This is a genomic window from Streptomyces venezuelae, from assembly GCF_008642335.1.
Lineage (GTDB): Bacteria > Actinomycetota > Actinomycetes > Streptomycetales > Streptomycetaceae > Streptomyces > Streptomyces venezuelae_F.
In genome coordinates this window covers 6,845,161-6,857,857 of record NZ_CP029191.1, presented here as the reverse complement: position 1 = coordinate 6,857,857, position 12,697 = coordinate 6,845,161, and the positions used below count along the sequence as shown (strand labels likewise).

The 12,697-nt window shown below is 73.1% G+C and carries 16 protein-coding genes; 7 read left to right on the top strand and 9 right to left on the bottom strand.

What is annotated here, in order from left to right:
- Positions 1 to 4: 4 nt before the first annotated feature.
- The 4 genes from DEJ49_RS30705 to ligD all read right to left on the bottom strand — a co-directional run bounded on the left by DEJ49_RS30705 (position 5) and on the right by ligD (position 2,599).
- Positions 5 to 745, bottom strand: coding sequence for a GvpL/GvpF family gas vesicle protein (locus DEJ49_RS30705; protein WP_150187120.1), 741 nt, complete (start codon positions 743 to 745; stop codon positions 5 to 7).
- Entirely contained in the window at positions 742 to 1,170 is a 429-nt protein-coding gene (locus tag DEJ49_RS30700; protein WP_150187119.1) for a gas vesicle structural protein GvpA, read from the bottom strand. The genes DEJ49_RS30705 and DEJ49_RS30700 overlap by 4 nt, the downstream gene beginning before the upstream one ends.
- Before the next feature lie 68 nt (positions 1,171 to 1,238).
- Entirely contained in the window at positions 1,239 to 1,604 is a 366-nt protein-coding gene (locus tag DEJ49_RS30695) for a gas vesicle protein (RefSeq protein ID WP_150187118.1), read from the bottom strand.
- A 47-nt stretch (positions 1,605 to 1,651) separates the two neighbouring features.
- Positions 1,652 to 2,599 (bottom strand): non-homologous end-joining DNA ligase, encoded by a 948-nt coding sequence (gene ligD / locus DEJ49_RS30690; RefSeq protein ID WP_150187117.1) that lies wholly within the window; start codon positions 2,597 to 2,599, stop codon positions 1,652 to 1,654.
- 217 nt (positions 2,600 to 2,816) lie between these two features.
- Here ligD and DEJ49_RS30685 point away from each other — a divergent pair, with 217 nt between their 5' ends.
- Positions 2,817 to 3,350, top strand: a complete 534-nt coding sequence (locus DEJ49_RS30685) for a hypothetical protein (protein WP_150187116.1) — start codon at positions 2,817 to 2,819, stop codon at positions 3,348 to 3,350.
- 15 nt (positions 3,351 to 3,365) lie between these two features.
- On the opposite strand, the gene DEJ49_RS30680 is transcribed toward DEJ49_RS30685, so the two are convergent.
- Together DEJ49_RS30680 and DEJ49_RS30675 are read right to left on the bottom strand one after the other, a co-directional pair.
- On the bottom strand, positions 3,366 to 5,219 hold the full coding sequence (locus DEJ49_RS30680; RefSeq protein WP_150187115.1) for a transketolase: 1,854 nt from the start codon (positions 5,217 to 5,219) through the stop codon (positions 3,366 to 3,368).
- Entirely contained in the window at positions 5,203 to 6,579 is a 1,377-nt protein-coding gene (locus DEJ49_RS30675; protein WP_150187114.1) for an NAD(P)/FAD-dependent oxidoreductase, read from the bottom strand. The genes DEJ49_RS30680 and DEJ49_RS30675 overlap by 17 nt, the downstream gene beginning before the upstream one ends.
- 289 nt (positions 6,580 to 6,868) lie before the next feature.
- Here DEJ49_RS30675 and DEJ49_RS30670 point away from each other — a divergent pair, with 289 nt between their 5' ends.
- Positions 6,869 to 7,966: an enolase C-terminal domain-like protein gene (locus tag DEJ49_RS30670; RefSeq protein WP_150187113.1), complete on the top strand. Its 1,098-nt coding sequence runs from the start codon at positions 6,869 to 6,871 to the stop codon at positions 7,964 to 7,966.
- 33 nt (positions 7,967 to 7,999) lie between these two features.
- A complete protein-coding gene (locus DEJ49_RS30665) occupies positions 8,000 to 8,389 on the top strand; it encodes a VOC family protein (RefSeq protein WP_150187112.1) in 390 nt (129 codons plus the stop codon).
- A 16-nt stretch (positions 8,390 to 8,405) separates the two neighbouring features.
- On the opposite strand, the gene DEJ49_RS30660 is transcribed toward DEJ49_RS30665, so the two are convergent.
- Positions 8,406 to 8,717: a hypothetical protein gene (locus DEJ49_RS30660; RefSeq protein ID WP_150187111.1), complete on the bottom strand. Its 312-nt coding sequence runs from the start codon at positions 8,715 to 8,717 to the stop codon at positions 8,406 to 8,408.
- Positions 8,718 to 8,724: 7 nt separating this feature from the next.
- Positions 8,725 to 9,261, bottom strand: a complete 537-nt coding sequence (locus DEJ49_RS30655; protein WP_150187110.1) for a phage holin family protein — start codon at positions 9,259 to 9,261, stop codon at positions 8,725 to 8,727.
- Between the two features lie 170 nt (positions 9,262 to 9,431).
- Here DEJ49_RS30655 and DEJ49_RS37030 point away from each other — a divergent pair, with 170 nt between their 5' ends.
- From DEJ49_RS37030 to DEJ49_RS30645, 3 genes are all read left to right on the top strand, one after another.
- The gene (locus DEJ49_RS37030; RefSeq protein WP_370443954.1) at positions 9,432 to 9,509 is read left to right on the top strand and encodes a 50S ribosomal protein bL37; all 78 of its coding nucleotides are present in this window, start codon (positions 9,432 to 9,434) and stop codon (positions 9,507 to 9,509) included.
- 124 nt (positions 9,510 to 9,633) lie between these two features.
- Positions 9,634 to 9,990, top strand: a complete 357-nt coding sequence (locus DEJ49_RS30650; protein ID WP_150187109.1) for a VOC family protein — start codon at positions 9,634 to 9,636, stop codon at positions 9,988 to 9,990.
- A gap of 32 nt (positions 9,991 to 10,022) precedes the next feature.
- Complete coding sequence (locus tag DEJ49_RS30645; RefSeq protein ID WP_150187108.1) at positions 10,023 to 10,730, top strand: GntR family transcriptional regulator; 708 nt, start codon at positions 10,023 to 10,025, stop codon at positions 10,728 to 10,730.
- A 41-nt stretch (positions 10,731 to 10,771) separates the two neighbouring features.
- Here the strand turns inward: DEJ49_RS30645 and DEJ49_RS30640 are convergent, their stop codons facing one another.
- Positions 10,772 to 11,161, bottom strand: a complete 390-nt coding sequence (locus DEJ49_RS30640) for a VOC family protein (protein ID WP_150187107.1) — start codon at positions 11,159 to 11,161, stop codon at positions 10,772 to 10,774.
- Between the two features lie 239 nt (positions 11,162 to 11,400).
- Here DEJ49_RS30640 and DEJ49_RS30635 point away from each other — a divergent pair, with 239 nt between their 5' ends.
- Positions 11,401 to 12,690 (top strand): amidohydrolase, encoded by a 1,290-nt coding sequence (locus tag DEJ49_RS30635; protein ID WP_150187106.1) that lies wholly within the window; start codon positions 11,401 to 11,403, stop codon positions 12,688 to 12,690.
- Positions 12,691 to 12,697 lie beyond the last annotated feature (7 nt).

Here is a 12,697-nt window from a genome sequence, read left to right as displayed (position 1 = left end):
GTCATCACTCCGCAGGCTCGGAAGGCCCCGGGTCGACGAAGCTGTAAGGGGGCAGCGGGCCGTGCACCCGCAGGTCCAAGTGCGGCTGCGTGGCCCGGAGTTCCTCGACGGCCGAGAGGAAGCCCTCGGACGTCTTGCGGTCCACGAGGAACGAGATGTTCGCCAGCCAGCCGGTGCCCTCGGGGCCGTCGCCGACCGCCTCGGCCGTCGGTTCCAGCGCGCGCCGCACCTCGACGGCGTCGCTCTGCTCGCGGGCCCGCACACCGTTGGTGATCGCCTCGCCCAGCTGCAGCTTCTGCTCGTGGGTGCCGCCGCCCGCACGCTGGTTGGCCTCGACCATCGCCCGCAGCTCCGGGTTCTCGGCGAGGACCTGGTGGAGCACGGCCTCCTCGTGGTGGGTGGCCTTCACGTTGTACTCGACCTTGCCGTCGAGGGTGCGCAGCCGCTCCTCGTAGTGACCGGCCCGCTCCCCCAGCACGGAGACGACCGTCTCGTCGTCCGGGGCGAGGCTGCCGAAGCGCATCGGGAGCACGGAACCCGCCGCGCCCGCCTCCGACAGGACGTTCTGGTGCGCGAGCAGGTCGCGCCGCTTGGGCTTGAGGTCCTCGGGGGCGTCGCTCACGATGGCCGCGAGGTCGCCGTTCTTCAGGACGCGCACGGGGCAGGCCGGTCGGCCGATGCCCTCCATGCCGTCGGGCAGCGCCGGGTGGGAGCTGCTCGCGATGCCGTAGACGTACGTGGTCACTCCTGCTCCTCCTTCCGGCGGGAGGTCGAGCGACGGGCCCGCGGCCGTTCCTCGCTCTTGCGCTCGCCTTCGTCACGGGACTGCTTGAAAGCGTCGGATATGGTCTCGGCGGCTCCGGAGAGCGCGCCCTTGGACTTGCCCTTGGCGCCGGACTCCGTGATCTCGCCCACGAGTCCGGGCAGGCCCGGGTCCTTCTTCTGGCCGGTCTCCAGGTCGAGGCGGTTGCACGCCTCGGCGAACCGGAGGTAGGTGTCGACGCTCGCGACGACGACACGGACATCGATCTTCAGGATCTCGATGCCGACGAGCGACACGCGTACGAAGGCGTCGATGACGAGTCCTCGGTCGAGGATGAGCTCCACGACGTCGTACAGGCCACTCGTGCCGCCTCCGCCGCCGGACTGTTGTGCCGGGACTACGGTCATGCCGACGGTGCCTCCTTGGTCTTGTCCTGCTCTTTCGGTTCGTGCCTTGTCCGGTCGTTCCCTCTGCTCTAGCCGCCCGCTCCGCGGGGCTCCGAGCGTCCGCGCTCGTAGCGGCGCAGCCGCCGGTAGCCCGTGAGCTCGCCCTGCGGGTCGAGCTGCACCTCGTAGCTCGCGAGGAGGCTCATCGTGTCGGGGACACGGGAGAGTTCCAGAACCTCTATCTCCAGCAGCCAGCCGTCCTCGGTGCGTTCGAAGGACGACACCGATTCCGGGGTCATGCCGGTCAGCTCGGCGAGCTGCTCGCGCGCGTTGCGGAGGACTGCCATGGGGCCCGGCAGCGATTCCTTCTCGCCGCTCGAAGCCTTTTCCTGGCCGCCCGAAGGCTTTTCGTCCGTTGTCTTGGTGTCTGTGGTTTTACGGGGTGTATTGGCCATGTTCACCTCCTCCACCGGGTTACCCGTTGAGCCTTGGCCAAACGTGCTCAGCCGCGGAGCGCCCGCAGCTTCCGGCGGGCCGGTCCGAGGGCCCGCCCCGAGCGCAGGACACCGGCCCAGGGCTCGGTGCGGGCCTGCTCCACGGCGGTGTCGATCGTCCACCTGCGGGCGTTCACCGTGGGGTCGTCGAGCTGCTCCCAGGCGATCGGCACGGCGACCGGCGCCCCGGGTGCGGCCCGCACGGAGAACGGGGCGACGGCCGTCTGCGCGTACCCGTTGCGCTGCACGTCGAGGTAGAGCCGGTCGCCGCGGTCCTTCTTGCGCGGGGCCGTGGTGAGTTGCTCGGGGTGGGCCTCGGCGAGGGTGTCGGCGACGTCCTTGGCGAAGGCGCGGGCGTCGTCGAAGTCGTGGTTTCCGTTGAGGGGCACGATGACGTGCAGGCCGCGGGAGCCCGTCGTCATGAGGGCGGACGGCAGGTTCATCTGGTCGAGGAGCTCGCCGAGGAGGCGGGCCGCGTCGCGCACGGCGCCGAAGTCGTCCTCGGCGGGGTCCAGGTCGAAGACGAGCCGGTCCGGGTGGTCGATCCGGCCGGTGCGGGAGAGCCAGCGGTGCAGGGTGACGCAGGCCTGGTCGGCCAGGAACAGGAGCGTCGCCGTGTCGTCGCACACGGTGTGGGTGACGGTGCCGTCCTGCTTGGCCACTTCGGCGCGGGCGATCCAGTCCGGGTAGTGGTCCGGTGTGTCCTTCTGCATGAAGCGCGGTCCGTCGACGCCGTCCGGGTGCCGCTCCAGCATGAGCGGACGGTCGCGCAGGTGGGGCAGCATGAAGGGCGCGACGGACCGGTAGTAGTCGAAGAGGTCCTCCTTGGTGAGACCCGAGCCGCTGCCCTTGCTCGCGCCTCTCCCCTTGGCGTCGGGGCCCGGGAAGAGGACCTTCTGCGGCCGGTGCAGCTCTACGGTGCGGCGGCCGGCGCGTACCGTCCGTACGTCGTTCATGGGAATCCCTTCGGCTCGGTTCGCCGGGTGAGACGTGCCCCGGCGGGTACCCAGCGTCAGGTCCGGCAGTCGTGCGGGGCGGTTCCGACACGGTGGCGTTCACCCTGGTCGGGAGGGTGGCTGGCACCACCCGAAGTCGGGGGCGGACGGGCGTGCCCCGGCGCCGCGGGGGCGGAAGGATCGCAGGACAGGATCCGGCTCACCCGAGAGGCGCACCATGCCGCACCACCCCGACGTGACGAACCCCGCGCCGACGGCGCCCGACACGGCACTGCCCCGCCCTCCCCGCCCACGCCCCCGCTCGCACGAGCAGCGGCTCCTCGCCCCGGCGCTGGCCCGCATGCTGCCGGGAGCCGACGCGCCGCCGGCTCCCGGCGCGGTCAGGGCGGCGTTCGCGCTCTGGCTGACCGCGGCCGCGGCGGGCGTCTTCATGACGGCCGCCGACGGGCTGCCGCTCCTGCCGTTCCTGCCGCTCCGCATGGCGGTGCTCTCGGCCGCCGTCCTGGTGGCGGTGCGGATGCGCAGGGGCGCCCGGTGGGCCCGTTGGGTGCTGGCCTGCGGGCTCGGGGCGACCGGAGCGCTGTCGCTCACGGCGTGGGCGGGCGACGCCGCGGCCGGATGGCCCCCGGATGTCGCCGAGGTCCTGGCGGGCGCCGGGTGTGTGCTGCACCTCGCCGCCGCGCTCACGGCGACGGTCCTGATGTTCCGTCCGGCGGCCAACGCCTGGTTCAGGGCGGTGCACCACCGTTGAGGGCCGCCGTCGCGGTCACCGGACGACGCCCTCCTCGACCAGGAGGCGGGCCGCCGCCGCGATCGACTCCGCGTCGATGCCTGCGGCGCGCAGCTGTTCCTCGGGCGACGCCGAGCCCGGCATCGTCCGCACCGCGAGGCGCACGAGGCGCGGTACCGGCCGGCCGTCGGTGAACGCGTCGAGGACGGCGTCGCCGAGGCCGCCCTGTTCCCGGTGGTCCTCGACGGTCATGAGGCAGCCGGTGCGTTCGGCCGCCTCGCGCAGCGTCCTCGCGTCGACGGGCTTGACGGAGTACAGGTCGACGACGCGCACGGGGATGCCCTCGCGCTCCAGCGCTTCCGCGGCGGCCAGCGCCTCGTGCACGGTCACGCCCGCGGCGACGACGGTGAGCCGGTCGGCGTCACTGGAGCGCAGCACCTTGGAGCCGCCGACGGGGAACGTCTCCTCGGGCCCGTAGATGACGGGCGTGTCCCCGCGTGACGTACGCAGATAGCTGATGCCGTCGAGCCCGGCCATGGACGCGACGAGCTGTCCCGTCTGGTGGGCGTCGCACGGATACAGGACCGTGGAGCCGTGCACCGCGCGGAACAGCGCCAGGTCCTCCAGGCCCATCTGTGACGGGCCGTCCTCGCCGATCGCGACGCCGGCGTGCGAGCCGACGAGGTTGATGTCGGCGCCGCTCACCGCCGCCATCCGCACGAAGTCGTGGGCGCGGGTGAGGAACGCGGCGAACGTCGACGCGTACGGGACCCAGCCGCGCGCCGCCAACCCCACGGCCGCGGCGACGAGTTGCTGTTCGGCGATGTAGCACTCGAAGAACCGGTCGGGGTGCTCCTTGGCGAAGTACTCCGTCCTCGTGGAGTCGCCGACCTCACCGTCCAGGGCCACCACGTCGCCGCGCGCGGTGCCGAGCGCGGCGAGCGCCTGCCCGTACGCGGTGCGGGTGGCGACGGCGTCACCGAGGGCGTGGCGGGGCAGTTCGAGGTGGCCGCTGCGCACGGCGTGCAGGGTGCGGGCGGCGGCGGGCCTGCGCATCTCCACGCGTACGTCGTGTACGCCGCCCAACTCCTCGACGGCCGCGTCGGCGTCCGGCAGCGGCTTGCCGTGCAGGCCCTCGCGGTTCTCGACGGAGGCGACGCCCTTGCCCTTGACGGTGCGGGCGAGGATGACGGTGGGCTGCCCGACGGTGGAGGCCGCTTCGTGGCAGGCGCGGTCGACGGCGTCGACGTCGTGCCCGTCGGCCTCGACGACGTGCCAGCCGAAGGCCCTGAACCGGTCGGCGTAGGCGCCGAGCTGCCACTCGTGGCGGGTGGGGCCGCGCTGGCCGAGGCGGTTGACGTCGACGATCGCGGTGAGGTTGTCGAGGTGTTCGTACCCGGCGTGCTCGGCGGCCTCCCACACGGAGCCCTCGGCGAGTTCGCTGTCGCCGCACAGCACCCAGACGCGGAACGGGATCCGGTCGAGCCGCTTGCCGGACAGGGCCATGCCGACGCCGACGGGCAGCCCTTGTCCGAGCGATCCCGTGGCGACCTCGACCCAGGGCAGGGCGCGCGGTGTGGGATGTCCTTGGAGGCGGCTGCCCTGCTCGCGGAAGGTGAGCAGTTCGTCGTCGGTGACCGCCCCCGCGGCTTTGTACGCGGCGTAGAGGAGCGGCGACGCGTGGCCCTTGGAGAGGATGAACCGGTCGTTGCCGGGGTGGTCGGGCCGGTCGAAGTCGTAGTGCAGATGGCGTCCGATGAGGACCGCCATGAGGTCGGCGGCGGACATCGACGAGGTGGGGTGGCCGGATCCGGCGGCGGCCGCGGCGCGGACGGAGTCGACGCGCAACTGCCGTGCGATGGCTCCGAGTTGTTCATTGCTGCTGGGCATCGGGGGTCTCCTCGGGTGGCGGGTGCTCGGTGGCTCGTGCGGGGCGGTCGTCGTCCGGGCGCGGCAGGCGGGCCACCTCGGGCGAGGCGGATTCCAGGGGGACCGACCAGGAGCGGACGAGGCCCAGCTGGACTGCCTGGCGCGGCAGTACGGAATCCAGGAGCCAGTCCGCGGCGACGCGTACGCGGTTGCCGGGCATGGCCGCCAGGTGGTAGCCGCGGGTGACGGCTCCGGCGAGTGGTCCGGAGAGCGGGACGCCGAGCGGGTTGGCGGCGGCCTGGGCGCCGCCGAGGTCGACGGTGAAGCCGAGGTCGCGGTGGCGGTAGGGGCGGCGCGCGCCGGAGCCGAGGGACGCGGCGACGTTGCGTGCGGCCGTGGCACCCTGGCGCCAGGCGTGCTGGGCGGTCATCGGGGTGTGCGCGCCGGGCCTGGTCAGGTCGGGCACGGCCGCCGCGTCGCCGCACGCGAACACCTCGGGGTGGCCCGGCACTTGGAGGTGTGTGTCGACGCACAGCCGCCCACGCTCCAGGGGGCGTCCGAGTCCGGCGACGAGCGGGTCCGGGCGCACGCCGACGCACCAGACGAGGGTGCGGGTGTCGACGGCGTCCCCGTCGTCCAGGAGCACCCCGTCGGGGGTGGCCTCCTTGACGGAGGTCCGGGTGCGGACGTCCACGCCGCGGCGGCGCAGGACGCGGTCGGCGGTGGCCGACAGGCGCCGGTCGAGTTCGGGGAGGACGCGGTCCGCGATGTCGAGCAGCAGCCAGCGGGGCCGGATGCCCTGGCGGAGCGGTTGTCCGCGCACCAGCGCGTCGGTGAACAGCCGTCCGTGCGCGGCGAGTTCGGTGCCGGTGTAGCCCGCGCCGACGACCACGAACGTGCAGCGGGCCCGGCAGGTCGCCGCGTCCGGCGCGGTGGCGGCGAGCTCTGTCTGGCGGGTGATGTGGTCGCGCAGGTAGAGCGCCTCGGGGATGCCGCGGAAGCCGTGGGCGTGCTCGGCGACGCCCGGCACGGGCAGCAGCTTGTTGACGCTGCCGACGGTGAGAACGAGCCGGTCGTACGGCAGCTCGCCGCGCGTGCCCTCCGGGTCGGTGTACGCCACCGTGCGCCGCTCCAGGTCGACGCCGTCGGCCTCGCCGAGCGCGAGGCGTACGTGCGGCAGGGTGCCGGAGAGGGAGACGGTGACGCGGCGCGGCTCCAGGACGCCGGTGGCGACGTGTGGGAGCAGCGGCAGGTAGAGGAAGTAGTCGGTCGGGTTGAGCAGGGTGATGTCGGCCGTGTCGCGGGTCAGCCGGGACAGGGTGCGGGCGGTGCGGTAGCCGGCGAAGCCGGCTCCGACGACGACGATGCGGGTTCGGCTCACGGTGCGCCTCCGGCGGGTCGAAAGGGGTCGAATCCGGCGGGGTCGGGACCCCACGCGTGCCCCTGCGCGGTGGTCGCCAAACACGGGCGGCACGCGGGGAGTTCGGGGTGCGACGCCCCCTGGGGGCGGCCCGAACGCCGTTTGCGACCGCGCCTCGGGGTTACTCGCAGCCGTATCCGTCCACCCCGCTCCGCCCGCCCACCGGAGGTGCATCCTCATGCCCGAGGCTGCCCGGCGAGACGGGTCGGAGCCTGCCGACGCCCTTCGGGTACGACTGAGGAACGGTCAGATGAAGCACGAAGTCCCCATTGAACGACCCGCCGTCTCCGCGTACACGGTGCCCGCGGACGCCCCGGAGGCCGACGGCACCCTCGCCTGGGACACCACGACCATCGTCGTCGCCGAGGTCACGGCCGGCGACGCGACGGGAACCGGCTGGACCTACGCCCCCGCGTCCGTGGCCGCCCTGATGGAAGAGGTGCTCGTCCCCGCCGTCCACGGCCTCGACGCGCTCGACATCCCCGCCGCGCACGACGCGATGACGAAGGCCGTCCGCAACACCGGCCGCGCGGGCGCCGCCGGATGCGCGCTCTCGGCGCTCGACATCGCCCTGTGGGACCTGAAGGCACGCCTCCTGGAACTGCCCCTCGTACGCCTCCTGGGGGCGGCCCGCGACGAGGTCCCCGTGTACGGGAGCGGCGGCTTCACGACGTACCACGACACGCATCTGGCGGCGCAGCTGAACGGCTGGGTGCACGGCCAGCGCATCCCTCGCGTCAAGATCAAGATCGGTGAGGGGTGGGGCAGGGCGGCCGCCCGCGACGTGTCCCGGGTCCGCACCGCGCGGGACGTCATCGGCCCGCAGGCGGAGCTGTACGTCGACGCGAACGGCGGCTACACGCGCAAGCAGGCTGTCCGGGTGGGCCGGGTCCTTGCCGAGCACGGCGTGGGCTGGTTCGAGGAACCGGTGTCGTCGGACGACCTGCGGGGGCTCGCGCTGGTCAGGGACGCGCTGGTGTGCGACGTGACGGCGGGAGAGTACGGCTACGACCTCCCGTACTTCGCCCGCATGATCCCCTCCGTGGACTGCGTCCAGGTGGACGCGACGCGCTGCGGCGGCCTCACGGAGTGGCTGCGCGCGGCCGCCCTCGCGCAGGCGCACGGCCTGGAGGTCTCCTCGCACGGCGCGCCGCACGCGCACGCCGCGGCCGCCGCGTGCGTGGCGAACCTGCGGCACGTCGAGTGGTTCCACGACCACGTGCGCATCGAGTCGATGTTCTTCGACGGCGCGCTCGACCCGACCGGCGGCGTCCTCCGCCCGGACGGCGGCGTGGGCCACGGTCTCGAGCTGCGCACGGGCGACGTCGAGGAATTCCGGGTCGTGTGATCAACCCCGGTACGTGCCTGTTATGTTGCGCCGATGTCAACGATCAGGCAGATCCAGGTGACCTTCGACTGCGCGGAACCCGAGCGGGTGGCCCGCTTCTGGTGCGAGGTGATGGGCTACGTCGTCCCGGGGGTGCCCGACCCGAACGGCGCGTGGGCCGTCTGCGAGGACCCGTCGGGGGCCGGCCCGCGCCTGTACTTCCAGCGCGTTCCCGAGGGGAAGGTCGCCAAGAACCGGGTGCACCTGGACGTGCGGGCCGGCACCGGGCTCGTGGGCGCGGAGCGCCTGGCCGTGCTCGAAGCGGAGTGCGCCCGCCTCGTCGCGCTCGGCGCGGTCCACTTGTACACGCTGTACGCGGACGAGGAGAACGAGTCCTGCATCGCGATGCAGGACGTCGAGGGCAACGAGTTCTGCCTGGACTGAACGGTCCTGATGGGACTCAGTCCTCTTCGAGTTCGAGGCGGCGCAGGCTGTCGTCCGCGCGTTCCTCGCGTTCGGCGGGCGGCAGTTCCCACCAGGCCGTGCCGCGTTCGCCGAGCCCCGTCTTCGCCAGCTGCACGCGGGCCCGGGCCGCCTTGCGCGCCGCCTCGTCGTGACGTGCGGCGGCGACCGCCCGGCGGGCCGCCATCAGGTGGTGGACGAGCCGTTCCCGCACGTCCTCGGCCAGTTCGGGATCGGTGGCCCGCCACCGTCGCCCTTTGACGACGATGTAGCGGCCGTCCTCCGTGCGTTCGACATCGTCTGCCGTCATACGGCCATCATGACCCGGACCCCTCGGCGGTGCGGCCCCACGGCCGGACGCCCGCACGGCCCGTCGGGGGCGCGGTGGGCGGCATCGGCGGGACGTCGGGGGTGTCGGGACCGGCCGGAGGGACGGTGGGGGCGGCAGGGGCGGCGGGAGTGGCAGGGGTGGCGGGGGCCGTGAGGCCGGTGCCGCCCTGCTCCGGGAGTGCATCGGCCGCGCGGGTGCCGGCGGCCGTCGTCCTGGCGTCGTGGCCGGGGCCCGACCGGGCCGCGTTGCGCAGCAGGAACGCCGCCGCGCCGAGCACCGCGGCCACGATGAGGGCCGCGGCCCAGTCGGGCAGGCCGAGGCCGATGACGAGGCCGAGGGCCAGGGCGACCGCGGCGCCCGCGTAGAGGGCGGCGGCGCCGGACGCCGCGTACAGCGTGGCCTTGCGCCGCTGCTTCCTGGTCTGCTCGCGGAACTCCTCGCGCAGCTCGGCGCGGATCGTGCGCACCAGTTCGTCGGTCAGGCCCTTGTCGAGGCCGGACAGGGGATTCTCTGGACCAGTCATGGCGCCCGGGTACCCGGCCGACCGGCGGTTTAACGGGAACACCGCGCGTGCGGCCCCGACCCCACAGGGTGACGCGGGACACACCATGCTCCGTTGTCCCCTAGGGTAGGCGGCGCGTGATCGTCCGGATTCGCACCCGGGAAGCACCATTCGGAACCACGGAGGTATCCATGTCCTCGAAGCGACGCCGCAAGAAGAAGGCCCGCCGCAAGAACGGCGCGAACCACGGCAGCCGTCCCCAGTCCTGAATCAGGACCGGCACGGCGAACGGAGGGCGGCACCGCATGGTGCCGCCCTCCGACGTTCTCGCGGAAGAACGGAGTCGCCGGAGGCGGTGGCGAGCGGACGGTCAATCATGAAATCGTTCCGACCATGGAGATCCTGGGAACCACGCTGCGGATCTGCGTCGAGGACCTGGAGTCCTCGGTCGCGTTCTACGAACGGCTCGCGGGCGGCAAGGCGATGCGCTTCGAGCGCGGCGGCGTCTCCGTCGCGGCGATCGGCTGCTTCCTGCTGATGAGCGGCCCGGAACACGAGCTGGAAGTGCTCCGCAAGGTCTCCGCGACCATCGCGGTCAAGGACGTCGACGAGGCGTACATGGTCCTGAACGCGTCCGGCGCGCGTGTCATCGCGGGCCCGGTCCCGACCCCGGCGGGCCGCAACCTCATCGCGATGCACCCGGACGGCTCCGTCTTCGAGTACGTGGACCGCCGCGTCAGCGAGACCTGACCCGTATCCTCGGTCCGACCGAGTGGAGGACGGTGCACGTGGCGGGCAGTACGGCGAGTGGCGCGGCGGCGGGCGGCGACGGACGGACGTCGCTGAGCGCGCAGGCCCGCGAGGCCGTGCGGCAGCGCATCGTCGACCGCCGCTACGCCCTCGGCGCGCGTCTGGTCGAGCGCGAGGTCGCCGAGGAGCTCCGGATGTCCCGCGTCCCCGTCCGCGAGGCCCTGCGCTCCCTGGTCGCCGAGGGAATGCTGGAGCTGCTGCCGCACAGCGGTGTGCGGGTGCGGCGCCTCGAACCCGACGACGTTCGGCATCTGTACGAGGTCTGGGAGCCCCTCGCCGTCCAGGCGTCCCGGCTCGCCGCGCGACAGGTGGCGCACCGCCCGCCGGACGAGCCGCCCGGCCTCGCCGCTCTCCGCGCCACGCTCGACCACGCCGAGCGGGCGTCGGACGCGGACGACGGGGCGCGCGAGGTCGCCGCCCACACGGCGTTCCACGAGGGCATCGTCGCCCTCTCCGGCAACCCGCTGCTCGCCCGCACGATGGAGCAGTTGAGCTGGCAGCTGCAGCTCCTGTTCGGGATGCGCGCCGAGCCGGACCACATGCGGGCCCAGCACCGGCTGATCTACGGGCGGATCGCGGCGGGCGACGAGGACACGGCGGCGGCGAGCACGCTGCTCCACGTACGGGACAGCCGGACGGTGGCGCTGCGGGCACTGTTCGACGAGAGCGGCTCGGCGTGAGCTGCTCGGCGTGAGCGGTCCGGCGTGAGCGTCGTGTGCGGTCACACGGCGGTGGCGACCTTCCACAGGTGGCCGTCCGGGTCGCTGAAGTACCCGAAGTAGCCGCCCCACTCCGTCGCGGCCGCCTCCTTCACCACGGTGCCGCCCGCGGACTCCGCCGCCTGGATCGTCTCGTCCACGTCGTTCCGCGAGTCCGTGAGGTAGTGGAGCGAGACCCCGCGGAACCCGGCCCCCTCGGGCGGGACGCCCGCGTCCTGCGCGGCCGCCTCCCACTCGTACAGCGCCAGCATCGACGACCCCGGCCCCAGGCTGCACCGGACGAAGCCGGGATAGTCCTGGTCGACCTCGCAGCCGAGCCCGTCGACGTAGAACCTCTTGGCGCGGTCCAGGTCCTCGACGCCGAGCATGACGGCGCTCACCTGCAATGACATGGCGGTCTCCTCGCTGTCCCCGTTGCGGCGGATGCGAGTCACCGTATAGCGGCTGTGATCACCTCGCCTCTTGAGCGGGGTTGTATACGCGAGGTAGCGCGCCGCTCTGGACTTTCACGATCTACCGCGCATTTACCCCACGTTCCCCCGTCACCCTTGCCGACGGCGAAGCCCTTGGTATACAAACTGGCGGACGCGTCCCCTCCACTCCTCCCGTGTCCCCCTCCCCAGGAGCCCCCATGACACCCCTGTCCCGCCGTGGCGTGATCGCTGGCGCCGCCGCCCTGGCCGGCACCGCCGCCGCCCTGTCGTCCGGCCCCGCGACCGCCGCCGACCGCCGCCACGGCCGCGGCAAGGCCGTCGTCTTCCGCGACGTGCGCCCGCTCGGCGCGCGGACCCCCGTCGACCTCACCGTGGTCGACGGACGGATCTCCGGCCGGCCCGCGCCCAAGGGCGCCGAGGTCGTCGAGGGCGGCGGCCGGCTCGCGCTGCCCGCCCTCGTGGACGCGCACATCCACCCCGACAAGACGACGTGGGGCGGCTCCTGGGTGACACGGAAGCCGGCGAGCGGCATCGCCGACTACTGCGCCCAGGACGTGGAGCTGTTCAAGAGCCAGAAGCGCCCGGTCGGCGAGCGCGCGTACGGCCTCATGGCGCACGCCGTGACGCGCGGCACCCGTGCCATGCGGGCCCACGCCGACGTGGCGCCGGCCTACGACCTGGCGGGCCTCGAAGGCGTCGCACACGCGCGTGACCGGCTGCGGCACGCCCTCGACGTGCAGATCGTGGCGTTCCCGCAGCACGGCGTGGTCCGCACGCCCGGCACCGCGGAGCTCCTGGAGGAGGCCGCGCGCTCCGGTCTCGTCGACTTCGTCGGCGGCATCGACCCGATCAGCTTCGACCACGCGATGGACGAACAGCTCGACCTGGTCTTCGGGCTCGCCGACCGGCACGGGGTGGGTGTGGACATCCACCTGCACGACCGGGACGAGAAGGGCACGAAGGTGCTGCGCTCCGTCATCGACCGCACCCGCGCGCTGTCCTTGCGCGGCAAGGTGACGGTCAGCCACGTCTTCTGCCTGCCGCACCTGTCCGACGGCGAGCTGGGGAAGATGGCCGCCGACCTGGGCGACCTCGACATCTCCCTGACGACCGTGGCGCCGAACGAGTCGCTGGTCCTGCCGATCGCGAAGCTGCGGGAGCACGGGGTACACGTCGGGCTCGGCTCCGACGGCGTGCGGGACTCATGGAGCCCGTTCGGCAACGCGGACATGCTGCACCGCACGCACATACTCGGCTGGGTCACCGACGTCCGCCTCGACGAGGAGCTCACGGACTGCTACCGCGTGGGCGCCCACGGCGGCGCGGACGTCATGGGCCTGCGCCACGCCGACTTCACCCCCGGCGCCCCGGCCGACTTCATCCTCGTGCGCGGCGAGAACGTCCCGCAGGCGATCGTGGACATGCCGCAGCGGGACCTGGTGGTGCACGGCGGCCGCGTGGTGGCCCGCGACGGCGAGCTGGTCTGAGAGTCTG